This is a genomic window from Pradoshia sp. D12, assembly GCF_008935075.1.
In the GTDB taxonomy this organism is placed as follows: Bacteria; Bacillota; Bacilli; order Bacillales; family Pradoshiaceae; genus Pradoshia.
This window is the reverse complement of sequence record NZ_CP044545.1, coordinates 1,607,397-1,633,530: the sequence shown is the minus strand read 5'-3', so window position 1 is coordinate 1,633,530 and position 26,134 is coordinate 1,607,397. Positions and strand designations below refer to the sequence as shown.

The window sequence follows — 26,134 nt, the reverse complement described above, 5'->3', positions numbered from 1 at the left end:
CAACTTTACTATTATACCTCATATATTATACATTTAATGGTTAAGATAATGAAGGAATAGAGATTTTAAATTTAATATCAGGGAGCGATTCACTCAGTAAAGAAACCCTTTAATTAATCTTATTAATGCTACTCAATATCTAACACAAAGGTATAAGATATCGTTCCATCATTCCATTCAGCTAATACTTCATATATATAACGGCCTTTACTTGCAGGAATATAAAACTGTTTATTTTTATGTTCGATTTCTTGTCCTCTGCCCTTTTCATTCCATAAATAAATTTTAATATCTGGGTTATCGTCAATTTGGATAGTGGCTTTTTGATTAGATTTAACCTTAATTGATTCTATGCTGTCCGCCATCCGATAAGGAGAGGCGTGATCTGTTTCCACCATTTCTTCTTCTTCTCCGTTAATCCTTTTCCATTTATAATTTCCTTTTTCCAGCTGATACTCTATCCCATTAATTATTACTTCTCCCTTCATATGTGGAGGAAATTCATTAGCATTAGCTTCATTTTCTTTACCTGTATTATTTGAACAACCTGTAATCAGAAGTAAAACGAAAATTAACATCCCCATAAAAAAGTTTCTCATCGACTGGTTCCTCCATTCTCTTACCCTCTAAGATGAGTTTTTTATATTTTTAAACGGTCTGCTTTTATATAAGTACAAAACCATAATTATATTATGTAAATTAAAATCCATCTAACGCATAAGGTTATCTTAATAAATCTCTTCCTATAGCGGACATTGCTGATGAACAATTTCCAGTAGATGTTTAGATTTTCCCTTGGAAACATGCTCTGCTAGTCTTGCTCCAGCAATAATTGGGATCCACTGCAAAACATCCTTTTCTGATAACCCGCTTCTCACGCAATACAGATGCAAATACATTTCGGCCAACTCCATTGAAACTTCTGAATACAAAAGATACGTCCGACATACATCAGCACGAATATCTCCTAAGCTGCTATCTACCCAATCAATAATCGTTACTTTATTGTCCGAATCGATTAAATTAAATAAATGGAAATCACCATGGCAAAGTCGCTTTTCATATGACATTTCATTCATTTTTTGTATCAAAATATCCTTATGTTTTCTTTTTAAAACTGCTGCCTGCTCAATTTGGCGTATTAATTTATCTGTCATGAGTTCAAGAGAATCAGCAATAACCGAATGTATTTCCTGCTGTATATCAATCGACATACTCATGTAATATTCAGCTTTACTCATGTTTTCAGATACGATACTGCCAAATGTTCTGCCCTTAATGTACTCCATTATGATTGCTTGTTTTCCATCTATTACTGTCACATCCACTATTTCTGGAACAGAAAGTCCCAAAGAGAAAACTAGCTTTTGCTTATTAGCTTCATACCTTGCTTCCGTCGCTGGTAAATACTCTTTAAATACTTTGATAATCTTATTATCCCAAAGATATATATTTGCTGTATTCCCCATCGCGAATGGAGCGGCTAATTCCATTGAATATCTCCCCTTGATTCATACTCATGTAGCTTCCACTGTAGACATTACTCTAAAAAATAATATATATATTGCCTGATTACTTCTTTATATTTCAACAAATACTGTGTAATTCCTCTTTCTATAGTACGTTTAATGCCGCTTATCAACAAAAGAGCCTCATTTAAGGATGAATTTATACAAAAATAAAGATTGCAATTAACTTCTTATAATTGCATCCTATCTATATTTCCTGAGGTTCATCAATCAAATAGAGCTATTCCCCTCCAGTCATATTATTAGATAATGCGGAATGTTATGGTGGTTAACTGATAAATTTAAACATTTCCTGTGTTTTATTTATACATTCATTCTGGCAATAGGGACATTCGGAAGTTTCTTTGGCCTAATCCGTAAGTATTCGAATTCTCTTTGCCTTAGCGCAGTCATCAAGAAAATGTAACTTATTACCAAAAGGCATAAAACTATTTCTTTCTTCCCTGATGTTCATTAAAATGTAATTACAAAAATAGGTATCTTACGTGAGAAAGGAAAAAAAACATGAAGAAATTTTTTTTCATAATACTTGCACTTGTAATGTGCACGGGGTTAGTTGCATGTGGCGGTTCATCTAGTAGTAAACAGGAGGGATATACACCTGCTAAACCACTAGATCTTTCAGGTACATGGGTTCAAATTAATAGCAATTCTGATGAAGCTTGGCAGGAAGCCACTATTTCAGATGGCACAATTGAAATCAACTGGATCAGTGATAAAGGGGAAACAAAATCATTGTACTGGTCTGGCACATATGAAGCGCCAACTAAATCCACTAATGAATATGAATGGACATCTAAAAATGATAAAGAAAAAACTGACAGTGCCTTGTTAGCATCTGGTGCTGACACTAAAGATTTCACTTATAAAGATGGTGTGATTTCCTATGAAGCATCAGCTATGGGAACAACTACTACTATCAAATTGGAAAGACAGTAAATCATCTTAGCATAAATTGAAAGCCCATGAAAAAAAACAGGTCAGAGGCCAAATGCCCTCTGGCCTTTTCTCATGAACATCTTTTTTGATTTCATTAATTTGGATACCTTTTCAAAGGAAGTATCCCCTCTAAATTAGCAACGCCAACTTTCGCTACTATATAAGATCCTTTGGGTTTTACTTTCGCAAACTAAATACATCACTGCACCGATTGCTAATAACAAAATCTAAATGATTCATTTTTCACCTTTTTACTTCCGTAAATTTTATGCTCAACAAACAATGAATTCCTGGAAATCAGCCCTGCGTAATTAAGGATCTCTTAACAAAAAAATAATTAAGCATTATTTGTTCACAAAATATACACAATCTGTTACGATAATTGTAACAATTTAAATTTTTTTACTATTCCTACAAAGGGTGGGGTTCAAATGAAATTAAAAACATACGGGTTATTTATACTTTCCATTATTTTTGCTGTTATAGGACATTTTAAAGTTTCCGGAAGCATACAGCCAAATGGTATTGAGGTATACTCCAACACAACCGTTCTTGAGAGTATTTCCAACGGAGTTTTGTTAGGCGGGTTTGTCTTCTTTATCGGAATGGCAATGCTAGGATATTCTGTTTATAACTTTGTAAAAGAACATTCTTAATGTTTGGCCCTCAGGTACTTGCTGAGGGTTTTTTTATTTGCTTTTTTTGTCCTACACCTTTTTACTGTTAAGCTACAAACTTCACTTTTTTCTACCGCAAAATATTTCAACCTATCCTGTTTCCCCCTTTATCGTGCATATAATTGCCATGCCTCGTCCGTATTATGAATCCTTCCCAGCATTCTCTGTTTTTAGATAGGTAAACCTCCCGAAATGAACATAAAAACAAGGACTCTGAAGAAATACAACTTGTTTTGATAGCTTTTGTCATGCAGCAGGAAAAGTATATTGCCTGTGAAGAATACATGTATTAGAAAGATACAAATATACCTAAACGACAAAGGGAAAGGATTGTTAATTATGAAAGATAATCAAATCTTACGAGCATATTCCATTAAAGAAGTTTCACGGAGAATAAATGTACCTGCAGGAACAATCCGCCAATGGGAAAAGGACTTAAATGGCGTATTAATTATTCCGCGTTCTAAACAGGGAGCCCGTTTTTATACTGAAGTTGAAATTTCAATTTTAAAAAGAATAAAGGAAATGCGTGATAAAAATCTTAGTAAGGAAATTATTAAGGACATGCTACAAAAACATTTAACTCAAGAAAAACAGCCTGTTTCAGAACCCCCTTCTGAAGATTCCGGAACCTCTTTGGCTGTTGTAGAAAAACCAGCTGAACCAAGGATGGAGGATTTCTTGGTAGCCATGGATGATTATAAGAATAATTTAATGAAAGAAATGTCAGCAGAGTTACGAAATAATCGGAACCTTATGATTGAAGAGGTAAAAAAAGAAATTTCACAAGGTTCAATTGATACGATTAAAGGCCTATCGAAAACGATTCAACGATCCAATATAAAAACAAACGGAGAGTTACGGAAACTTTCTCTAAATGTTTCAAAAGCATCAGAGCGTACATCCGAAACATTCGGAGCACTAACGACCACCATTGCGAGGTCTTCAGAGGGAGCCTTTGAATCGTTTTCCAAACGGATATCCGAAGCGGCCGCAGATGGTTATCGTGACTTACTTGCAGACCTCTCTGCGTCCGTAACTGAAACACAACAAGAAATTAAAAGTGTAACAGAGGCCATGTATCAGGATCGCGAGCAGTATTTCGAAACGATGAATAATGAATTAGACCAGTATCGAAATGACATCCGTCAACGAGAGGAAGCTTTTAAACAAATGGTCATGAGCTTCCGAGATGCGGCACCTACAAAAGAAATAGAAAAACCAAAAACAGTGAAATTTAAAGACGTTAAAAAGAATAAAACAAAGGAAAAAGGAAAAGTCAAAACAGAAAAAAATAAGCAAGATAAACAGACTTTAAAGGAAAAGGATATGGTTCCAGCAGAAAAGAAATGGTGGAGTTTTCGACGCAAGAAGTAAAATCTAAAGGTGGTATTAAAAATGAATACAAACGAAGTAGCTAAAATCTTAGGAGTTTCATCGAGTACAGTTAAACGTTGGGTTAAACACCTATCTATTGAACCTGCCAGAAATTCTAAAGGGCACTTTATCTTTACAAAGGAAGAATTCAGCCAATTGGAACACTATCATAATCAAGATCAAATTCAATCCGTTCAAATGCTCTCTCATCCAAATAACGAAGAGGTAGAGAAACTAAAACTAAAAGTTAATGAACTTGAATTAAAACTGTATAAAAAAGCGGATGGTGTTGCGTCCATCCAGCTACTCCAACATCGAAATGAACTTGAGGATTTACTGTCAATCGTAAATGAACTAACAACTCGAATGGATCATCTTGAGACCCAATTAAGCGGAACAAAAAAACCTCCCGCTATTTCTAAGCCGATTGCACTTGATACAATAAAATCCAGGCGAAAAAGGAAACGGAAAATAACACAAATCATGTTTGGGTTATAAGGATATTAACTTAGAAGTATAACGGGACTTTTTCAATAAGTTCCGTTATTTGCTTTATTAATGTCTGTATACGTCCAACCGCCGAAAAATAATACAGCGGAGTATTTATCAGTGTTTCCATTCCGGTTTCGTAATTGAAAATACATAGGCATCATGTGATTGATTTCTCTGATATAAATATCCTCGAAGTGTCCCTTCTAATGTAAAACCCATTTTCAGCAACAAATGATTAGATGAAGTATTAGCCGGATACGTAATAGCCCCTATCCGGAATAAATCAAGTTGATGAAAGGAATAGTTTACTACTGATATAATAGCTTCTGTTGCATATCCTAACCGCCAAAAATCCGGATGAATCTCATACCCAATCTCGGCACGTTTGCTTTTTAAACTAAGATTATTTAAGCCAACTGTACCAATTAACTGACCAGATTCCTTTAAAGTAATACCCCACCTTATGGATTGCCCAAGTGCCAGCCCTCTATCCAGAGTTGCAAAAATTAAAGCAGCATCTTCCTTTTTGGTCAAAGGCTCCATCCCATAATACTCCATTACTTCTTGTTTAGACATGATCGTAAAATACTGGTTTAGATGAGAGGTATTTAATCTTACTAATTGTAAACGCTTAGTTTCTAATTCTACAAAATCCATTTAAACTCCTCCATTTCTTATCCCCTTTAAATCTGCAAATGCAAAACCATTTGTTCTCCTCTTTTCCCCATCCTCCTCTCCCCCATATCCTTAAAGCCGCAGTTTATGTATAAGGATTGAGCAGGGATATTTTTCATATTCACTAGCAGAACAACTTCATCAATTTCCTCAAAATGATTTTTGATAAAGTTGGAGATCGAGTATAATGCTTGTTTGGCAAACCCTCTCTTTTGGTATTTATAATTAACTGAAAAACTCGTTAATAACAGTGCTCTATGGTTTGTCGACACTTCAGCCACCCTTTTGCCACTGTATAAACAGAAAAAGCCGACTGCCTTTCCGTTATTAAGAATCAACACTGGAAACTTATCACAATCCTGATATACTTGTTCCAATACTTCAAGCGGATATGATGTAAATAGATATTGTTCAGGGGGTAGCATATAATCTCTTATACCTTCTATATATTCGTCGGAATAACTAGCTAATGTAATTTTAGAAGTATCCAAATTTCATCCTCCATATTTTTCAAAATAGAAGTAATAATTTATAATACCTAATTTATTTTAAAGATTCATTTTTTTTATGAACAATATACTTTTGACGAACATATTAATTAAAGTATAGAATTATAATCTATAGAGTTATATTTTGATTTTACTTGATTCAAAAAGGTACACTATGTTTAAGTTATAAGGTTAGAGAGGTTTTCATAATGGATCAAACTATTTTATTTGCCTTTGCATTAACACTCATGGCTGGTTTAGCAACAGGAATCGGGAGCTTGATTGCTCTGTTAACATCTCGTACCAATAAAGTGTTTTTATCCGTTTCACTGGGCTTTTCTGCCGGAGTCATGATTTATGTTTCAATGGTTGAAATTTTCGTTAAGGCAAAAGATTCTCTTGTCAGTGCTTTAGGTTATGAAAAGGGCTATACAATGACTGTGGTTGGTTTTTTTGGCGGTATCTTACTTATCGCCTTAATTGACCGTTTTATCCCAAAGCAAGGGAATCCTCATGAACCAAAAAAAGTGGAGGACATGAATAAGCCGCGAAGTGAAATTCATAGTGATGAGCTTATGAAAATGGGTGTGTTTACCGCTTTGGCAATTGGTATTCACAATTTCCCGGAAGGTATCGCTACATTTACATCAGCAATACAGGATCCTGGCTTAGGAATTGCTATTGCAGTCGCCATCGCTATTCACAATATTCCCGAGGGGATAGCGGTTGCCGTGCCTATCTATTTTGCGACCGGGGACAAACGAAAAGCCTTTAAACTTTCATTTCTCTCCGGATTGGCAGAGCCAGTCGGTGCTCTAGTAGCTTACTTACTGTTAATGCCATTCTTAACTGATATGTTGTTTGGAATTATCTTTTCGGCGGTTGCAGGGATTATGGTATTCATTTCGTTGGATGAATTATTACCTGCAGCTAAAAAGTATGATGAAGGTCACCATGCCATTTATGGGTTGATAGCAGGGATGGCGTTAATGGCAATTAGTTTATTATTATTTATTTAACCAGCTATTTCAAAAAAAGTAGGTCCTGAATTTTCAGGGCCTACTTTTCTTTTACTTAAAAGTTTTAAAGAAATCTTTTGATAGCTTGTTGAAGACTGCCCATTGTAGTAGCTTTGTTTTCAAAATTAATCCCCATATGGATAATTTGCTGTACAATATCGGGGCGAAGTCCTGTGATAATGGATTCACACCCCATCATTGAAGTACCCTCAATTAACTTCATTAGTTGATCAATAACATCAGGATCCATCTCAGCTATACCGGATAAATCAATAATTAAGGTTTGGATATGGTGTTCTCCAACTGCCTGTAACGCTTTCTTTTCTATAATTTTGGACCTATTATCATCCCATACACCGATTAGTGGTAAGATACAAATCGTCGGTGTGATCGGTATAATCGGGACGGATAAATTTTCAACCATTTTAGTCTGCTTTTCAATTAATATATCTTTATAATTCGAATAGCTGATAAAGAAAGTATTCAAGAAACTATCAATTTGATTGTTAATTTGTTTTTCCATAATAAAAAAATCTTCCATATTAAAAGATTCTTCTGATTGTTGAACAAATTGATTGATAAATGCCCACATCGTTCTTCTTATTGCCTGTACCCATTCCAATTTAAAATTCAAAGTAAGGGAATGAGTAGCCCAAGCTATGCCTTCTTGCTTAGCAAAATCAATAACTTCTTTCTTCTCCTGGTCAAGAACGTATATAACCAGTTTATGGGCGTTATTTATCAAATCAATATTGCCAATCAGTAAGATTTCTTCTATTTTCCGCCTGACATTTACTGCTTCAGATAATAACATATCGCTAAAGGGCTGGCGATTTTCCACGATATATTCTTTGATCATGGCAGCTTTATCCAAGGTTGTATCCATTCTATCCCTCCTATTATAGTCGTCTGGCTACATAAATTTTATCAGACACTTCAAAAATCGTAAAATATTAACTCTTCCTTTCTAAAGTATTTAATAGGTCATCTTATTAATTCGTATGACAGAAAAGCTACAAAGGATTTTACCCTTTATAAAGGCTTCTCGTATAGTTTGTTGTTAGTAGTCAAAGGAAAGTGAAAAAAATCCAATAAATACGAAGAGAAATGTGATATAAATACTTGTAGTATTTTAATTAGATGGGGGATTCAATGTATAAAAGATATTGGGGATCTTTGACATTTTTGAGCTTGTATGTAGTTGTGTCTATACGTGTTTTCCACACCTAAACTCTTTCCTAATTTAAGCCAGCGAAACCAATTGAGGCAGTTATCAAATATTAAGTTGCAACAACTTAAATATGCTAACGGATCTTCAGTCTACTATAAAAAATATCGTTATTCCCTCTTTAAGCTTAATATATCAACCCCCATTTGGTATAACCATCACGAAAACAGCCTTTAAAAAAGAAAAGTCATGAAGGGTTAGTATTCTGGAACGAATCGTTGGTCACTTAGAAGAACATAAAAAAAACTAGAATGAACCCATATAATCTCGCTTACAGAGTTCATTTTAGTCTCATAGCATTTGTTTGATTAAAAATTGTTACTCTTAATTTCTACTACTTTTTTGTAAATTCAATCATATACTAATATGGATTATGAAAATTTTTAACGGAGGTTAAGGATGATAACGATAAAATCCTTATATGGAGTCACAGCTATGAATTTATTTATCCTTTTACCCTTATTAACAGAGTCCTTACTTCAGGATTGGACATTTTCTTTTTCCCAGCTCGCTTATTTTGTCTGTCCCATTATTACCATGATAACACTTATTAAGATTATCCAATTAGATATATTAAAAACCTATCATGGTGCCTTCAACTTTATTGTTCAATTACTTATTGGAGGCACTTCAATTATTATCGCGTTCAATCAGTCTGGCTAAGTCACCTCTATTTACTCTTTTAGTTCTATCAATTAAAGTTTTAAAGAGTAATCTCTCGTTTATACGGTACTGTTCGCAGCCGAATGACTCCTTTTTTGAATAGCATTTACACCCATGACAACAGCTATCATTTCACCTATTTCGATTTCATTGGAAGTTTTAGATAATTCATAGGCAGGACTTGATAAGATGGAGTTGACTTTTCTAAATCGGCCAACTTGCTTTCCTTTTTCACTGAGGATTTCATATCTTTTGGAAAAGGTTTCTGAATCAATGCGGAATACTCCCCGGTTATGAGCTGTGTACTCGTATTTTTTGGCAAAAAAGCTAAATCTTGCACGTACGAAGCCAAGTTCATCCCCCTCTTGATTTGTAACGATCCACCTGTTGCTGAAAAGCGGGAATTTGCCGCTAATCAAAATATTTCCCTTCAAATCTAATACATCGATTGTGGAAGTAAAGGCACTTTTTAAATCTAATTTACCAACAATGTGTTCATCCCTTGTATAAATATCTTTTTGGCCAGATGAAAAAAAACTATCTGTAAAGTATAAATTCTTATAATCCATATTGCCACTCCCTGACATTCTTAATTCCCTCTTCATTAACATTTCTACATCTAAAACCGTATTCCTGCCTTAAAATATATATTGCCACTGAAGTTTGTCTACCTTTATAATGAATACAAAATTATCCATTTTCACGATGTACCCCTAAATGATTGGCATTCGTTAATGAAGCCCTTTATCCGCCCTGCCCACCAATCATTTTTCATATATTAAAAGAATAACTAATAAAGGAGTGGAGACATTGGATTGGAATTTATTTGGCGCCCTAGCGATTGCTCTCTTTCTTATTCGCTGGGATCAGAACAACATTAAACTTATTAATTTATTTAAAGAACTGTTAATGATAGGCTTGTTTGTACTTATTTTATCTTTTAGCCTTAAAGTTGAGAATCTAGCATTTTCCGTTTTCAACTATGTTCCTGAACAATTTGAAATTTGGACTGGCGCTCTCCTCTTCATTTCCTTTATTGGCGCATTGACTCACAGAGGCTGGCGCATCTTCAACACAAACCATATCAATCGTCATCATTAAAAAAGAATGCTAATCCATTTCCTACATAAACGAAAGGACTGCCATACTGAGCTAGCTATTCAGTGTGGCGGTCCTTTTTATGGTTACGCGGCCAATCTTACTATCACTGTTATAATGAAGCTTTTCAAATCTTCTCATTCGCATCATAAATCTTTTTAACGATTCAAGAATACTTTTGTACTGTCAACAATCTACATATTTATAGCATCATCTAAGGACAGTTTATTAACCAGCTCTGTTAAATAGTCAGGGGCTGTCAAATACAGCAAGCCATTTCCCTCTAATTTAGGTGAGTTCCCAAGCGGTATTGTTCTCTTTATTAATTGTGCATATATTTCCGGCTCACTTAAGTTACGTTCAAAGCTGTTATTGGTCATAACCTTAATAAGAGCCATTGCTCCTGCCACATGAGGCGTAGCCATAGATGTTCCACTTAAAGTCGCATATTTTCCGTTCAAATAAGTGGATAGAATTTTCTCACCAGGTGCTACCAAATCAATCTCCTTATTCGAATTAGAGAATCGGGATGACCGGTGTTCGAGATCAATTGCGCCAACACTGATGACTTCGTTGTAAACTGCCGGATAGCAAAGCTCTTCCGTCTCTTCATTACCATCTCCATCATTGCCTGCGGCACAAATAACTGCAATATTATTCATTACTGCCTTCTTAATTGCTTCATGCAGCTCAGGTACATCTTCTGTTCCCCCTAGAGACATAGAAATAATATCTGCTTTTTGCTCGATTGCATAAAGAATCCCGTTAATAATCCAGTCATATTCACCGAAGCCATCCTTATCCAATACTTTCAGAATAAGCAGCTTGGCAGCTGGAGCAACCCCAACTACCCCACTTTTATCTTGCGTGGCTGCAATTGTTCCCGCCACATGTGTACCATGCCCGTTATAATCCTGGAATTTATCAGGGTCACTATCATCGTCTGTAGTAAAATTCCGGCCGCCAATAATTTGCTTTGCCAAATCAGGATGGTTCACATCACAACCAGTATCCAACACTGCAATGGTTACACCTTCACCCATCGTAACATTCCAGATTTCAGGGGCTTCAATCATTTCAATGCCCTTTGGCACCTCATTGACTGAATCAAGCTGTTGATCAATATGATATGGTATAACTTGCACTTCTCTCTTCATCTTATCTCCTCCACTTGAGATTAATTTGAAGCCGGTACCAGTTGTTACCCATATTTTAACAATATATATAAAAATATCATAGGTACATTCGCACTGATTTTTAATTAGCTTATTTACATAATTATTCATGATTCATGGTTACTACTTATCAATCGTTATAATTTGACAAGTTAACATTATAATTAACCTGAGTGTAACAATGGGCGTGATTCAAAAATGAAAGACAAAATCGTATTTTATCACTAATACAAAAAACGATTATCCGACCTCTTCACTGATTCAAAACCGATAAACAGTATAATGAATATTCAGAAAATGGTATGTAATAAAGCTGACTGATTATTTTACTTAATATTGATTTTTATACCATGTACGTTTTTTAAACCCTTAATAAGCTTCCAGCTTCCTGATCTAATAAGAAAGTTGTATTTTGGTGTAAAACTTTCTTTTGTGTATGTAAATGTAAATTCTCCTTTAACGTTTTCCTGATTATTTGCGCTTTATGCAAACCATTCGCCAACACAATAACTTCCCGTGCTCCCATTATATGTTTATATCCTACCAAGTAAGCTGCAGGCAGATCCTGTGTATCAGACTGATTATAATAATCCTTATCTCCTATGCGGCGAACATGTGAATAACAAGAAAAAGAACTACTGGGACTAATAAAACCAATCTTGCAATCTCCGCCAATTCCCAATAGGACTAAATCTAATCCCCCGTTTTTAATAATATCATTGTCAATTCTCTTACATTCCTTATGAGGTATCTCAGATTTTCCGTTAAAAAAAACCAATTGTGAAGCTTTGACATTAACTTTAGAAAAAAATTCTTTATAGAGGAATTGATTGCAGCTGCCTTCATCATAAGTGCTTCTGCCCATCCATTCATACATAACTGCAAAACGGCACTCTGAAAAATCAACCAACCCCAATGAATATTGGTTCGCTAATATCTCCAATACTCGCCTTAGACTATTTTCTGCAGGGAGACCTATAAAAAGGTTTGGTTTTTCATTGATTTCTTGTATGATTATTTCAGCCGCGGATGTGGACATTTCTTCGTAATCTTTAAAAATTGTATAGTTCATTTTCTCACAATACTCCTTCCAATATTTAAGCATTTAATTCATTATCCTAAAGATGTATTTCTATTCAGTCATTCATTAACTAGTCCAATTTGTGAAATTTAAGAGAAAGTACAGAGGCGGAGTAAGTAATCATTTATGTACTAAACAGAGGAGGTTATAAACTGTATTGAAGTTAGAAGTTATAAGAAATTGTTGGTTTTATCAAACTACCTTTCCAATAATACAATGCTTCCATCCTCCTAGGCAAGAAAGATGTCTGAAATTTTTGTTAAATTAATCAGAATAAAGTCTTACTAGGAGATAAAAAAAGAAAAAATGTCAATTTCAGCAGAATTAACATTTTAGAAGGATTACTATTTATATATTTCTACCTTTTTATATTTCTTTTGCAGTAATCGTATTCTCTTTCTTCTCAACAGAACTTAAGCTATGCAAGACTAATCCAAACATGACAATAAATATTCCAATCATAGCCGAGATGGACGGAAATAAAATAGATAAGATTATCATCTCTCCTGCTAAAGCAAACAAAATTTCCATGGATTGAGTGGCCTCCACCGCTGCCATCTTTTTCATATCACGGTTAACGAGATCGGTTGCTTTAAAAAATAGAACGGTGGCAATGACTCCTGAAGAAATAGCAACTATCAATGTTTGAATATTTTGCATAGGGCTTGGTGGTCCAACTGTAGACAGCGCCAGAAGGGAGACGATAATCCAAAGAGGTAAGCTGGCTATGGTCATTCCTAGTACTCGTTGATATGCATCCAACCGACCTTTTGTAATTTCCATCATTTTACGGTTTCCTAATGGATAAGCAAATGCTGCTATCAGGATTGGGATAAAACCAAATAAGAATTCCTTTATTGTTAACTGATTCATATTTTCCATCTGTATCAATAAAATCCCCAGTAAAATAAAGCATGAGAAAAACAATTGCTTTTTAGGTATGATACCTTTTTTTGAATAAATCCCCTCTTTAAATTCAAAAAACAATGGTGTCAATAAAGTACCTGCCACTATTGTAATTTGCCAGGTTCCTGCTGTAAGCCACCCTGGAGAATATGCTGCAGCAAAACATAAAGGCAGATAGAACATCCCAAAACCAATAAAGCTCCAAAAAAACCATGCCTTTAAGTTTTCTCGCATAATAACAAACAATTGCCATAAATTCTTTCGGAAATAAACAATTGCCATTAAAAATGGAATCATATAAATATAGCGCAATGACGCACTCCAAAGCCAGCTACCTCCTGAGAGTTCCATTGACCTGTTTAGTATAAATGTCACCGCAAAGAAAAAAGATGCCAATATACCTAACAATATGGATTGCACTCACATCAACTCCCTATACTAAATTCTTCTCAAAATGGCTATGCCTTTCTCTTAAACCATCTATTATAAAAGGTTTTACAAATGTAAAAGATGCGTAGGTAAAATAAAATGTACATTTGGAATTATTAACAACCTTCTAATAACAAGAAAATCATTCTTTTCCTCAAACGTTTATCTATGAAACGTGTAATATTCGTAACGGCAAAAAAGTTAGAATTAAGGAACAAGTTTCAAACATTTTATCTTTTTTTAAATGCTGCGTGAATACATTATCATTGGCATCCAAGCTTAATAAATATAGAATAATGATTACTTTAAGCTGCTTTCACATCAACTAAAAAAACTTCATATGGGTTTTCGCTTCTTTATAATAGGAAAGACGATCATCAAGATTCCCAGTATGGAACTCAAATTTATGTCCATCAGGATCAGTAAAATAAACGGATCGCTGATCTTTTAGATCTCTTATTCTTCCTGGAAGAATATTCACGTTTAACTTTTTTAAGTGATTTATACACTCATCGAAATCTGCTTCTTCTACGGAGAAAGCTATGTGGGTATATGAATATTCTATGTCCCTCCGAGGTATCATTTTTTCTTCATTCAATGCTAACCATAAACCATTAAAATTAAAATATGCAGTTGTTCTCCCTTTTACAAGTAATTTCGCTTCGAACACTTGTTCATAAAATAAAATGGATTGATCCAGATTGGATACGGAAAATAACAAATGATTAATCCCTTTTATATTCATCCTTTATTCACCCTTTGTTTTTGGTTCATTATACTTGAAAACGAACCAAATCCCCCAGATAAAAGATACTTCCAAAAGATAAAACTCATGTTTTCATAATCTCTTCTATACATATAATGGTAAAGTATTATAGAATGATTTATTAGGTGTTTAATTTAAACTAAAGGAGTCAGACGGATTGGTAAATACAGAAAATTTAAAAAATCAATCGCTTTTTTCTATATCATGGCCTTTATTTATAGAGCTTAGCTTACATATAGCAATGGGGTTACTGGCTACATTGATGCTTGGACATTATTCTGACCTAGCTGCAGCAGGAGTAGGTGTCGCCAACCAATTAATAAGTATTTTTATCTTAGTTTTTAATGTCTCTTCTATTGGTGCGATGATCTTAATTGGACAAAGGATCGGGGCACAGCGTCTTGATAAAGCAAGACAATTATCAAGATCTGCATTTAGCATTAATGTATGGTTTGGTGTCCTCATATCTCTTATTGTAGTTATTTTCGGGCAGAGTTTATTGAATTTATTTGACATTAGCGGAGAGGTTTATGACTATGCTCTTCTATTCATAAGGATTGTTGGATTTTCTTTATTTCTTGAGTCAATTTCACTTGTTCTAAGCGCTATTCTCAGGAGCCATGGAAGAACAAAGGAACCTATGTATGTTTCACTCTTTATGAATATTATCAGTACACTAGGCTATGTCATTAGTATTTACGGAGTATTCAATCTTCCGATAACCGGTGTGACTGGTGTTTCATGGACGATGGTTATTGCTCGAAGTTTTGCAGTGGTCGCTTTAATAATGATCGTTGCCAAAGAGCTTGCATTGCGCTTCCGATTAAGTGATTTATTTCATATTAACACTGAAGACATGAAAAATCTTTTTCAAATAGGTATTCCCTCTGCCGGTGAAAATTTATCCTATCATTTTTCACAGCTGTTGGTAACTGCTTTCGTTGCCACCCTCGGTGATGCTTCATTAGTTGCACGTGTTTATTTAACGAATATTACAATGCTCTGTTATTTATTCAGCGTTGCGATTGGCGAGGGAACACAACTGTTGGTTGCAAGATATATAGGGGGCGGTCACTTTGATCAGGCCTTAAAAAGAGGAATGAAAACCGTAAAAATAGCTGTATTTGCCTCTACAGCTGTGTCACTGACATTTGCACTAATGGGAAATTCATTGATTGAGTTATTTACATCTAATGCGGCCATTTTAGCGATTGCTTTGCCTGTTCTCTGGGGAATTGCCTTTGTTGAACCTGGCAGAGCTGTCAACATTGTTTTAATGAGCTCATTAAAATCAGCAGGGGATGTTCGTTTCCCAGTCATTATCGGCATTTTATCTATGTGGACATTTACTGTAGGTTTCGGGTATTTGTTTGGCATTACATTCGGGCTTGGTTTACTCGGAATATGGATTGCTCAGGGAATTGACGAATGGTTCCGTGCAATCTTTGCAGTCAAACGCTGGCACAGCCGTCCATGGGAGAAAAAATTCGCTCATCAGACAAAAAAACAAGATCCTATTCATATTTCCTAACTGACAAAAAGCCTCTAAATCCGTTGTTGTGGATTAGAGGCTTTTTAATCAATATTTGAACTTTCTTATTGAATACGATCCCAGTGGCGATGCTTAGCAACCGCTTCAATAAACTGCTCAACTGACTTATTTATTGGTTCATCAGAAGCCGAGGTAATAATACCGGCAGCTCCATTAGATGTCCGGATAAATGGAGCAACCAAATCTGCAGCTTCTTTTGGGGCACCTATTGCTTTAAAGTGATTGAATGCATCCATTATAAACTCATTCACCTTGTTGATCGTTTTTAGAGCATCTACACTATGTTGACCCGAAGCAAGATAGACAGCATCATATAAAACTGAATCTGTTGTCAAAAACGTCTGGTCTACCTTTAACACAGCTCCATTAGCGCTAGTTATTTCTCCTTGGTTCTCAGAAACAATTTCAGCAATTAAACCAGCCTCCTCAAAGGCTACCAGCGCCTGTTTTAAATCAATTCCATCAAATCCATTATGGACAAGGACAGCAACCTTTCTTGTCGCGGCACCCATGGTTGTATTCAATTGACTGAGTGCAGGTGATGAATCAATTACTTTTGATTCTTTAACTTCAGTATTTGATGGTACCTCAAGACCTAAACCAATCGCAATTTGTTCAGCCAAATAATGATCCACATTCGCATACATATTAACAACTTGTTGTTGGATATCCTTACTTAGACATTTACCAAGCTCAAAGCGGAATGCATCGATGATATGTTGTTTTTCTACTGAAGACATGCTGTTCCAAAATAATTTAGCTTGGCTGTAGTGATCCTTAAAACTTTCACTTCTCTTCCGAACTTTAGATCCATCTACCTTTTCCTGATAATGCTCGAAACCGCCTTCTTCAGGAGAGGCCGGTGATGGAGAATTATTGGCTAACCCATTTTTATTGTAGCTAACCTGTCCTTTATCGATACGCATTTGATGATATCCGTCACGTTGGTGATTGTGTACGGGTGAAATCGGGCGGTTAATCGGAATTTGTTGGAAGTTCGGTCCCCCAAGCCTTAACAGCTGTGTATCCGTATAAGAGAATAGACGCCCCTGTAATAATGGATCATTGGTAAAATCAATTCCCGGTACAATATGACCAATATGGAATGCCGCCTGTTCCGTTTCCGCAAATACATTATCCACATTTTTATTAAGCGTCATTTTACCTATTTTCTGTACAGGTATGAGTTCTTCTGGCCACACTTTAGTAGGATCCAGTATATCGAAATCAAACTTAAATTCATCTTCTTCCTTAACTACCTGAATACCAAACTCATACTCTGGATAATTTCCCATTTCAATCGCTTCATATAAATCACGACGATGAAAATCAGGATCTTTACCTGCGATTTTTTGCGCTTCATCCCAGACAAGAGAATGGACCCCAAGTATTGGTTTCCAATGGAATTTAACAAAATGGGCTTCTCCTTGTTCATTTACAAGTCTAAATGTATGGACACCAAACCCTTCCATCATCCGATAGCTTCTAGGTATACCCCTATCAGAGTTCGTCCATAGAACCATATGTGCAGATTCAGTATTATTTACAACAAAATCATAAAAAGTATCGTGGGCTGTTGCTGCTTGAGGCATCTCATTGTGTGGCTCAGGCTTAAAGGAATGAACTAAATCTGGAAACTTAATCGCATCCTGAATGAAAAATACAGGAATATTATTTCCTACGAGATCAAAATTACCTTCATCCGTATAAAATTTGGTTGCAAATCCACGGGCATCCCTTACAGAATCAGCAGATCCCCTGGAGCCTGCCACAGTGGAAAATCGTACAAAGACTGGTGTTTTTTTAGATGGATCCTGCAAAAAACTTGCTTTGGTCAGCTTCGTCATTGGTTCATACACCTGAAAATAACCATGTGCACCAAAACCACGAGCGTGGACAATTCGTTCCGGAATTCTCTCATGGTCAAAATGCGTCATTTTTTCCCGAAAATGAAAATCCTCCATGAGAGTCGGTCCACGGTCACCCGCTTTTAAAGAATGTTCATCTTCAGAAACTCGTACACCATGATTGGTTGTTAATTTTTTTTCACTATTATCCACTCTAAAATCATCTAATTGCTTGTCTTTTTTGTTTTGAATATGGTTATCAGCCATCATCTCTACCTCATCTCTTTGTCTAATGGTTTCATATATACATAAACATATATAAAAATACACATTTTTCAAAAAATACCACTGATTCATTATTTTTAAACCTTAAAAAGTTAAAAGGAATTAATATAGAAATGTTAATTAGGTAGAAAATAAAACATATAGGATAAAACTAGAAAGCCGAAGCCAGAGAGCTGTATTGGTGTTGAAAGCGGTTGTTATTTCATACGTATCACTTGCACTTACTACACTGGCACTTAGTATTCGCAATGAGTGATGGCCCAATAAAAAAAGCTTGCCATTCTTACTGATGGCAAGCCTTATAATTATTTTTTGATCAGTTCACTAAGCATTAAAGGCAATGATTGTATGGAATTATTCAGCATCTCCAGCTTCCCTTCAATACGGTATAAAAGATAAACGGTTACCACAATAGGAAAACCCACATCTTTAATTAACGGAATTAAATCGTTCACGGATTGCCACCTCCTCGCTCAATCCTTAAAAAATGGCTAATCCAGCTTATTTGGATTAGCCATCTGTTCATCAATTACACAAATGAATATTCGGTTTTTGCTGTTTCAACTAACTGTGCTTCTTCTTTACTAACGTAAAAACCTGATTTTGTTAAGAATACTTTCGATTCAATAATGATATCCATTGCCTGTCTAACCGCTTCTTGGTCAACTGGCATTTTTGGGTTATCAATTGATAGTTTAGCAGTTTTACCTTCTTCTGTTAGAAAATATAATTCTAGAACATTTTCCATCTGTAGCCCCTCCTTTCTATCCGATATTCCCTTCTACCGATACTAGATTTGCCAAGTATCCAAGCGCCTTACTCCTGCTACTTCATGGACTTGAAGAGAGATAATCGCATTTGCACATCGTTTTAATGCTTCACCATCCGCCCCATTATTAATATTGGATAGTGTTCTTTTCTGGGTGATTGGTTCCCCTTGTGCATCGACCCCAACAACAAATTCAATTTGCAGCTTTGTTAACTCTAAGAATTGATTTTCCATGTTCTCACCTCCTTTTCACCTCTTATATATAAATAAAGAAACTAAAAAGGAGCATCTATAAAAATATTATTTCTCTATTCTTAACTAGTTTGGTATTTCTCGGCAACCGATGTATTTATCTCGATATCGTGCTGTTTATGATATTAGGCAATCATTCTTCCTATTATAAATTTCTTTTTTGAATGCAATTTGTACTTTTTTGGAAGTAAAGTACAGTTTTATTCTTGGCAGAAATATCCCTGTACTGATGAATGTAATTGTAAGACCGAAAGCAAGATAGTATACATGCTCGGTGCAGGGCTCTAGCGTCAGTTGAACTAATCCGCTAGTCTCCCACTATTCGTTATTGCTTCTCATTCGTTTGAAGTGAGGATCTTGACTCCAGTTTGAACGAAAAAAGAGCAACGGAAGTAAATCCATTGCTCTTCTTTTGAAAAGCATATTATATAGTGAAATCAAGTCGTGAATTGGCTTTCATATAGTCTGTGATAATACCCTTTATTTTGAATAAGCTCGTTATGAGTTCCATGTTCCACAATCAACCCATCATCGATGACATATATACAGTCAGCATTCTCGATTGTTTTTAAGCGGTGTGCAATTACAAAGGTTGTACGACCCTTAGTCAAATTCTTCATTCCGTTTTGAATGGCTATTTCTGTGCGTGTATCAATACTTGAAGTGGCTTCATCCAATATTAAAATATCTGAATCTGCTAAAACCGCTCGTGCAATCGAGATTAATTGCCTTTGACCCTGGCTTAAGTTGATACCACCCGATGTGATGACTGTATTATATTGATTTGGCAAATGTTTAATAAACTGGTGTGCAGCAGCAATCTTAGCAGCTCGAATGACCTCCTCATCAGAGGCATCCAGTTTACCATAACGGATATTCTCCATGATTGTTCCAGAAAACAAATATGTTTCCTGTAGAACGATTCCTATCCTTTTTCTTAAATCTTCGACTAAATAATCCTCTATTAATCTGTCATCAATCCATATTTCACCGCTTAATCGATCATAGAATCTTGATAGCAGATTAATAATAGTCGTTTTTCCTGAACCAGTTTTGCCTACCAATGCTATGGTTTGTCCGCTTTTAGCTTCTAAGGAAATACCTTTTATAATTTCCTTCTCTTTCTCATAGCCAAATCGAACACCTTTAAATCGGACATTCCCTTTTATAGAAGTCGCTGGTATAGCTCCCCTTTTATTCTTTAAATCAGGTACTTCATCCATTATCTCAAACACACGCTCAGCTCCTGCTATAGCGGATTGAATCGTATTCATCAAATTGGATAACTGATTGATCGGTCTGAAAAATAATCTTGAATACGTAACAAAAGCAGCGATTACACCTATTGTTGTCAGCCCATGCACCGACATGATGGCCCCAGTACCAATAATCAAGCTAAGGCCGAGATTATTGATAAAGTTATTGACAGGGCCGAGAAAACCACCATATGTATCAGCCTGTATAGCCGATTCACGCAAGTCCTCATTGATCTTTTTAAACTCCTTGATAGTCTCCTGCTCTCGTCCAAAAAGAGTGATGACCTCTTTGCCGCTTATTGCTTCTTCTACATACCCATTCAGGTTACCTAAATTTTGCTGCCTCTTGGCATAATTACGGCTGCTCACTTGGATAATCTTTTTGGATGTAAAAATCATAAGGGGTATCACAAGAAATGAGACAATAGCCAACACCCAATTTAATGCAAACATGGCGATTGAGACACCAATGATTGTCAGTAAGGAAGAAAAAATCTGGACTACACTTTGGCTTAATGCATTATTTAAATTATCAATATCGTTGGTTACCCGGCTCATTAAATCGCCGGATGAGCGTTTATCAAAAAATCGGAGGCTTAATGTATGCAGGGTTGAAAATAATTCTTCTCTAATTGTCCGAATCGTTTTTAATGAAATATGTATCATCAAGTTTTGCTGGAGCCAGGTAAGAATCGCACCTGCTATATAAATAACGGCTAATAGCAAAGTCATTCGAATAGAACCATCTACATCTTTAACAAGTACATATTCATCAATTGTGATACCAATATAATAAGGACCAAGCAAACTGAACACAGTCGAAAATAGTACGCATATGATTGACGCATACAGTGTTAATTTTCGCCTTTTAAGATAGGTCCATATTCTTAGGACCGTTTCCTTTTGATGTTTTGCCTTGCTTTTAGGCCCAAATGAATGTCTGTGACCTGGTCTCATATTCACTTGTTTTTGAGTTTGCGTCTGCTGGCTCATAGATGGCTCACCCCCTGCTCACTCTGTATAGAGCATAATTCACGATAGAGTTCATTTTTTTGGTAAAGATCACTATGGCTGCCAATTCCAGTTACTTTACCATCCTCAAGAACCAAAATTTGATCCGCATGTTTTAATGATGAAAGCTTTGAAGAAATAATAATTTTAGTTGAATCCGGATATTTATTTATCAATACTTTTCTGATACGGCTTTCCGATATCGCATCCACCGCTGAAGTAGAATCATCCAATATAATTACGGATGGCTTCCGTATAAAAGCCCGAGCAATGGATATTCTTTGTCTTTGGCCACCTGATAGGTTAGTTGCCCCCTGAGTGAGTTCATATGCATAATCCGGGTCTAATTGTTCTACAAATTGAAGGGCTTCAGCATTTTGAAGAGCTTCTGTCATGTCGTCCTTTGTTGCATTTTCATTACCCTGAGTTAAATTCTGACTAATAGTTCCAGAAAATAACAATGCTTTCTGCGGTACAAATCCGACGGACTTTCGTAATTCTTGTATATCCATATCTTTGATATCTATTCCATTCAACAGGATTTGCCCTTCATCCACGTCATAAAGTCTAGGTAGTAATTTGACCAGCGTTGTCTTTCCGCTACCTGTTGCTCCAATGATTCCAAGTGTTTGTCCACTCGGTACACTAAAAGAAACATTAGAAAGAACTCTCTCCCCATTTTTGCTATAACTAAAACTCACATTTTTGAATTCCAAAGTACCTTTATCCGGTACAGGAACAAGCGGTTGGTCAGATTGTTTAATGTCTTGCTCTGTATTCAATACATCAACAATCCGCCCTGCAGATGGAAAAGCTCTAGTGATTTGCATGAGAACATTACTGCTTGTCATAAGGGAGTTCAAAATGATTGTTAAATAATTTATAAATGCTACAATTACTCCCACATTCAAGCTTCCGTTATCAACCTTAATCGCACCCATCCAAATAGCCGCAACTATTCCCATGTTAACGATAAACAATAGTATGGGCATTAACCCCATAATGACTTGGTCAGCACGGATATTGACCGCTGTTAATTCCTTATTAACAATCTGAAATTGTTTCATTTCATGGTTCTGTGTACCGAATGCTTTAATTACCCTGATTCCAGCAAGGTTTTCCTGTAATTTCGTATTGACACGATCAATTGCCTTCTGCACCATTTGAAAAAGATGACCGGCCTTCCATGTAAATAAAACGATTAATATTGTTAATACAGGTACAACTGCCAGAAGAATTGGAAAAAGTTCTCTGGCAGTAAAAAACACAATAATAATACTGCCAATAAACATAATTGGGCCACGAACAAATATACGTAAGGTCATCATGACAGCCTGCTGCACGGCTGATATATCATTCGTCATAATAGTAATCAGTTTTCCAGCACCGAATTTATCTGTATTTTCTCCAGAAAAGTAATCAATTTTTTCGAAAACATCTCTGCGAAGGTCAGTTGAAAAATGGATCGCTGAGCGCGTACTGAATATCGTACTTCCCATACCACCAAGCAGCCCTATAATTGCAGAGAACAGCATAAATATACTCATTGTTACTACATAACGACTATCACTCGAAGCAATCCCTTTATCAATAATATTTTGCATGATTGTCGGCTGAATCAGGTCCATAGTTACTTCCACAATCATACATAAGGGGCCAAGCAATACAATTAACTTGTATGACTTTAGATATTTGATTAATGCTAAAAATGAATTCATAAAAACCCTCACCTTCACTTATGCTGTCAAACAATCAATTTCATTTACTTAGGATAATAGCTAGAAATAGTTGCAGGATAGCTTATCTCGGATGTCTTAATTTTCAGACTCCATATCTAAATCTGAATCCTACCCTTTCTTTCCGACTGTTACATAGGATTCTTCCCCAGCTATCCATTTCTCAAAAATTAACCATAAATAAACACCCCAAAAGTCAGATTCGAAATCCAACATTTGGGGTGTGAAAAAGCTCAGAGGATCATAAAACGTTTGAATATGAGTCTTCTTATTTTTAAAACCTGAATGCCTTTTAACTTTCTATGTCATAGAAACCAAAAAGGAATATAAGGTGCAGTAGACTCAATAGATCATTATTTCTTTTTCATTCCTTTATTAATTTTCTTTTTTCTGACCCGAATCGTTCTCATTTTTTTCAGACGAAACTTAGGTGTCTTACCTTTTATGTATCTGGCAATGATAAAGATAATATAAATAGCAATGGCAACATAGAAAAATTCAGGAACACTTTTAAACCCTGACTTTGCAATAAGATAAAACATATACAATAGGAATAAAGTTATAATGACCGTATAATAATTTAATTTTACCTTTTTGAAGCTTGGGATTTTAATGGTACTGACCATCAAGATTGCCAAACTAAAGAATATAATGACAAATACGCTGACATGAATCCAGTTTTCAAATAGTACTAAAAAGGCAACAAGTCCCCCTGCAAATGTAATTGGGATTCCTTTAAAATGCTTTAATGATTCCTCAGTAGGCGTAATATTAAATCTTGCAAGTCGATAACATCCAAAAAGCGGGAACAAACCGGCAATCAAAAGACCATATTGTTCAAAATCGTATAAATATGTATAAGATGCTAAAAAGGCAGGCGCGACCCCAAATGATACAATATCAGCCAATGAATCAAGCTGTTTTCCCATATCATCGGCTACCCTTAAAATTCTTGCCATTCTTCCATCCAGCGCATCAAGCATCAATGCAATAAAAATGAGTATAGTCGCATTTCGCACATCCCCGCTGATAATGTAAGAAATGGACAGATAACCACAATAAAGATTTCCTAAAGTCAATAAATTTGGTATATGTTTCTTCATTCTTCACATCCTCAATTTTGTTCGTACTTCATTTGAAGTTATAAGTGCTATTATATCTTAAACTATTAATTAAATTTTATCAAAGGTACCCATATAATGTAATCAAAATAATCTCATTTTAACAATAAGTTCATTTATCAATGGAATAATAGCACCAAGGAATATTATTCTTCCTACACAACTCATTATGTAAATGGGAATAGAATCTTATTCTTTATCAATTCGTTTTATAATACGGGCCGGATTACCGCCAACAACCACATTATCTGGAATACCTTTCGTTACAACAGTTCCTGAGGCAACCACTACATTGTTTCCAATTGTCACCCCTGGATTAATAACCGCTCGGCCGCCAATCCAGACATTGTCACCGATTGTGACCGGCTTTCCATATTCATTTCCTGAATTTCATTCATCAGGGTTGAGCGGGTGTGTGGCTGTATAAATATGAACACTAGGGCAAGCATGCAATTTTGACCAATTCGAACTTCGCATGTATCTAAAATAACACAATCAAAATTGGCATAAAAGTTTTCACCAACATGAATATTGTACCCATAATCACACCTAAAAGTCGGTTCAATATAGCAATTTTTTTCGGTTGAACCGAGTAACTTTTTTAATAAAGCTGTTCGTTCTGCATAATCAGTTTCCATTGTCTGATTATATAGTCTCGTAAGCTTCCTGGCACGGAGACGGTCATGGACGAGCTCTTCATCTAGTGGCCTATATAATTCTCCACTAATCATTTTCTGTTTCTCAGTTGCCATACTTCACCCGCTCCCCATAGTACATCCTTTTAAATCTTTCTCAGCTTCACTGAGGAAATAGAATGATCTGAATCCTTCTTAAGAATAATGTTCGCTCTCGTTTTAGTTGGAGCTATATTTAAATCCAAGTTGATTTTGTTAATGGTGTTCCATATATTTGTTGCAATTTCGTCTGCTTCTTCATCCGTCAAATCGGCATAGCGGTGGAAATAAGACTCCGGATTGGCGAAAGCGGTTTTACGAAGCGTTTTAAAACGTTCAACATACCAATTATAAATATTATTTTCAGTGGCATCGACATAGATGGAGATGTCGAAGAAGTCTGATACATAAACACTTGGAAAATGATCATCCTGTTTAGGAGTCTGCAGAACATTAATCCCTTCCACTATAACGATATCCGGTTGTTGAATGACAGTATATTGGTTAGGCATTATATCATAATATAGATGCGAATATATAGGTGCCTTCACCTTTGGATGTCCAGCTTTAATCCTCGATAAAACCTTGATTAATTCCTTCGTATTATAACTCTCAGGAAAACCTTTTTTGTCCATTATTCCTCTTTCCTCCAGAACAGCATTAGGATAGAGGAATCCATCCGTTGTGATAATTTCTACCTGTGGAGTATTTGGCCATCGGGATAAAAGAGCCTGAATAATACGGGCTGTTGTACTTTTCCCTACAGCCACACTTCCTGCTACACCAATAACATATGGCACTTTTCTTGTGGTATTCCCAAAGAATGTGTCCGTGACCGTGTGCAGCATTTGTGATGAGTTCACATATAAATTTAATAAACGGGTTAACGGCAGATAAATCGTCGTAATTTCCTCAACAGAAAGCTTTTCATTAACACCTTGAAGTTCTTCTATTTCCGATTGAGTCAATGTCATTGGCGTATTAAATCGCAAGTTAGCCCAGTCTTTTTTTGAAAAATATCTGTATGGCGAAAAATTTGGCATGGTATCTCCCTTTTAATCTCTTTCTCAATCAACAGTATAAACTTTG

General features: G+C 35.6%; 26 protein-coding genes and 1 pseudogene. 8 read left to right on the top strand and 19 right to left on the bottom strand.

What is annotated here, in order from left to right; translation table 11 throughout:
* Positions 1-128: 128 nt before the first annotated feature.
* Complete coding sequence (locus F7984_RS08000; protein WP_140461341.1) at positions 129-599, bottom strand: hypothetical protein; 471 nt, start codon at positions 597-599, stop codon at positions 129-131.
* Between the two features lie 144 nt (positions 600-743).
* Positions 744-1,493 carry an aminoglycoside phosphotransferase family protein gene (locus tag F7984_RS07995; protein WP_066099840.1) on the bottom strand — a complete coding sequence of 250 codons (750 nt, stop codon included), beginning with the start codon at positions 1,491-1,493 and terminating at the stop codon, positions 744-746.
* 540 nt (positions 1,494-2,033) lie between these two features.
* Here F7984_RS07995 and F7984_RS07990 point away from each other — a divergent pair.
* From F7984_RS07990 to F7984_RS07975, 4 genes are all read left to right on the top strand, one after another.
* A complete protein-coding gene (locus F7984_RS07990; RefSeq protein ID WP_140461340.1) occupies positions 2,034-2,468 on the top strand; it encodes an LptM family lipoprotein in 435 nt (144 codons plus the stop codon).
* Between the two features lie 431 nt (positions 2,469-2,899).
* The gene (locus F7984_RS07985) at positions 2,900-3,124 is read left to right on the top strand and encodes a hypothetical protein (RefSeq protein WP_139891144.1); all 225 of its coding nucleotides are present in this window, start codon (positions 2,900-2,902) and stop codon (positions 3,122-3,124) included.
* A 360-nt stretch (positions 3,125-3,484) separates the two neighbouring features.
* Positions 3,485-4,522, top strand: a complete 1,038-nt coding sequence (locus F7984_RS07980; protein ID WP_066099853.1) for a MerR family transcriptional regulator — start codon at positions 3,485-3,487, stop codon at positions 4,520-4,522.
* A gap of 21 nt (positions 4,523-4,543) precedes the next feature.
* Entirely contained in the window at positions 4,544-5,020 is a 477-nt protein-coding gene (locus tag F7984_RS07975) for a MerR family transcriptional regulator (protein ID WP_066099855.1), read from the top strand.
* Between the two features lie 108 nt (positions 5,021-5,128).
* Here F7984_RS07975 and F7984_RS07970 read toward each other — a convergent pair whose 3' ends face one another.
* Both F7984_RS07970 and F7984_RS07965 read right to left on the bottom strand, forming a co-directional pair.
* Positions 5,129-5,671 carry a GNAT family N-acetyltransferase gene (locus F7984_RS07970; RefSeq protein WP_066099858.1) on the bottom strand — a complete coding sequence of 181 codons (543 nt, stop codon included), beginning with the start codon at positions 5,669-5,671 and terminating at the stop codon, positions 5,129-5,131.
* Between the two features lie 26 nt (positions 5,672-5,697).
* The gene (locus F7984_RS07965) at positions 5,698-6,180 is read right to left on the bottom strand and encodes a GNAT family N-acetyltransferase (RefSeq protein ID WP_225983685.1); all 483 of its coding nucleotides are present in this window, start codon (positions 6,178-6,180) and stop codon (positions 5,698-5,700) included.
* A gap of 206 nt (positions 6,181-6,386) precedes the next feature.
* Here F7984_RS07965 and zupT point away from each other — a divergent pair, with 206 nt between their 5' ends.
* Positions 6,387-7,196 carry a zinc transporter ZupT gene (zupT, locus tag F7984_RS07960; RefSeq protein WP_066099864.1) on the top strand — a complete coding sequence of 270 codons (810 nt, stop codon included), beginning with the start codon at positions 6,387-6,389 and terminating at the stop codon, positions 7,194-7,196.
* A 64-nt stretch (positions 7,197-7,260) separates the two neighbouring features.
* On the opposite strand, the gene F7984_RS07955 is transcribed toward zupT, so the two are convergent.
* Positions 7,261-8,082: an STAS domain-containing protein gene (locus tag F7984_RS07955; protein ID WP_140461339.1), complete on the bottom strand. Its 822-nt coding sequence runs from the start codon at positions 8,080-8,082 to the stop codon at positions 7,261-7,263.
* Positions 8,083-8,823: 741 nt separating this feature from the next.
* On the opposite strand from F7984_RS07955, the gene F7984_RS07950 reads away from it, so the two are divergent.
* Positions 8,824-9,087: a hypothetical protein gene (locus F7984_RS07950; protein ID WP_140461338.1), complete on the top strand. Its 264-nt coding sequence runs from the start codon at positions 8,824-8,826 to the stop codon at positions 9,085-9,087.
* A 59-nt stretch (positions 9,088-9,146) separates the two neighbouring features.
* On the opposite strand, the gene F7984_RS07945 is transcribed toward F7984_RS07950, so the two are convergent.
* The gene (locus F7984_RS07945; RefSeq protein WP_066102213.1) at positions 9,147-9,656 is read right to left on the bottom strand and encodes an LURP-one-related family protein; all 510 of its coding nucleotides are present in this window, start codon (positions 9,654-9,656) and stop codon (positions 9,147-9,149) included.
* Positions 9,657-9,897: 241 nt separating this feature from the next.
* Here F7984_RS07945 and F7984_RS07940 point away from each other — a divergent pair, with 241 nt between their 5' ends.
* Positions 9,898-10,188, top strand: a complete 291-nt coding sequence (locus tag F7984_RS07940; RefSeq protein ID WP_066099877.1) for a hypothetical protein — start codon at positions 9,898-9,900, stop codon at positions 10,186-10,188.
* A gap of 191 nt (positions 10,189-10,379) precedes the next feature.
* On the opposite strand, the gene F7984_RS07935 is transcribed toward F7984_RS07940, so the two are convergent.
* The 4 genes from F7984_RS07935 to fosB all read right to left on the bottom strand — a co-directional run bounded on the left by F7984_RS07935 (position 10,380) and on the right by fosB (position 14,521).
* Positions 10,380-11,342 (bottom strand): S8 family peptidase, encoded by a 963-nt coding sequence (locus F7984_RS07935; RefSeq protein ID WP_066099880.1) that lies wholly within the window; start codon positions 11,340-11,342, stop codon positions 10,380-10,382.
* 379 nt (positions 11,343-11,721) lie between these two features.
* Complete coding sequence (locus F7984_RS07930; RefSeq protein WP_066099884.1) at positions 11,722-12,432, bottom strand: 6-phosphogluconolactonase; 711 nt, start codon at positions 12,430-12,432, stop codon at positions 11,722-11,724.
* A gap of 375 nt (positions 12,433-12,807) precedes the next feature.
* The gene (locus F7984_RS07925) at positions 12,808-13,767 is read right to left on the bottom strand and encodes a DMT family transporter (RefSeq protein ID WP_140461337.1); all 960 of its coding nucleotides are present in this window, start codon (positions 13,765-13,767) and stop codon (positions 12,808-12,810) included.
* Between the two features lie 334 nt (positions 13,768-14,101).
* Positions 14,102-14,521, bottom strand: a complete 420-nt coding sequence (fosB, locus tag F7984_RS07920; RefSeq protein WP_140461336.1) for a metallothiol transferase FosB — start codon at positions 14,519-14,521, stop codon at positions 14,102-14,104.
* Positions 14,522-14,699: 178 nt separating this feature from the next.
* Here fosB and F7984_RS07915 point away from each other — a divergent pair, with 178 nt between their 5' ends.
* Positions 14,700-16,073, top strand: a complete 1,374-nt coding sequence (locus F7984_RS07915) for an MATE family efflux transporter (RefSeq protein WP_225983684.1) — start codon at positions 14,700-14,702, stop codon at positions 16,071-16,073.
* Positions 16,074-16,138: 65 nt separating this feature from the next.
* Here F7984_RS07915 and F7984_RS07910 read toward each other — a convergent pair whose 3' ends face one another.
* From F7984_RS07910 to coaA, 9 genes and pseudogenes are all read right to left on the bottom strand, one after another.
* A complete protein-coding gene (locus F7984_RS07910) occupies positions 16,139-18,211 on the bottom strand; it encodes a catalase (RefSeq protein ID WP_375138404.1) in 2,073 nt (690 codons plus the stop codon).
* Positions 18,212-18,531: 320 nt separating this feature from the next.
* Positions 18,532-18,681 (bottom strand): YvrJ family protein, encoded by a 150-nt coding sequence (locus F7984_RS07905; protein ID WP_066099896.1) that lies wholly within the window; start codon positions 18,679-18,681, stop codon positions 18,532-18,534.
* A 74-nt stretch (positions 18,682-18,755) separates the two neighbouring features.
* Positions 18,756-18,974 (bottom strand): DUF2922 domain-containing protein, encoded by a 219-nt coding sequence (locus F7984_RS07900; protein ID WP_140461335.1) that lies wholly within the window; start codon positions 18,972-18,974, stop codon positions 18,756-18,758.
* A 42-nt stretch (positions 18,975-19,016) separates the two neighbouring features.
* Positions 19,017-19,229, bottom strand: coding sequence for a DUF1659 domain-containing protein (locus F7984_RS07895; protein ID WP_066099901.1), 213 nt, complete (start codon positions 19,227-19,229; stop codon positions 19,017-19,019).
* Between the two features lie 455 nt (positions 19,230-19,684).
* Positions 19,685-21,460, bottom strand: a complete 1,776-nt coding sequence (locus F7984_RS07890; RefSeq protein WP_225983715.1) for an ABC transporter ATP-binding protein — start codon at positions 21,458-21,460, stop codon at positions 19,685-19,687.
* A 32-nt stretch (positions 21,461-21,492) separates the two neighbouring features.
* Positions 21,493-23,232 (bottom strand): ABC transporter ATP-binding protein, encoded by a 1,740-nt coding sequence (locus tag F7984_RS07885; RefSeq protein ID WP_140461333.1) that lies wholly within the window; start codon positions 23,230-23,232, stop codon positions 21,493-21,495.
* 371 nt (positions 23,233-23,603) lie between these two features.
* Positions 23,604-24,353: a CDP-diacylglycerol--serine O-phosphatidyltransferase gene (gene pssA, locus F7984_RS07880; RefSeq protein WP_066099906.1), complete on the bottom strand. Its 750-nt coding sequence runs from the start codon at positions 24,351-24,353 to the stop codon at positions 23,604-23,606.
* Between the two features lie 207 nt (positions 24,354-24,560).
* A pseudogene (maa, locus tag F7984_RS07875) lies at positions 24,561-25,123 on the bottom strand (maltose O-acetyltransferase).
* A gap of 29 nt (positions 25,124-25,152) precedes the next feature.
* Complete coding sequence (coaA, locus tag F7984_RS07870) at positions 25,153-26,088, bottom strand: type I pantothenate kinase (protein WP_066099908.1); 936 nt, start codon at positions 26,086-26,088, stop codon at positions 25,153-25,155.
* Positions 26,089-26,134: the final 46 nt, after the last annotated feature.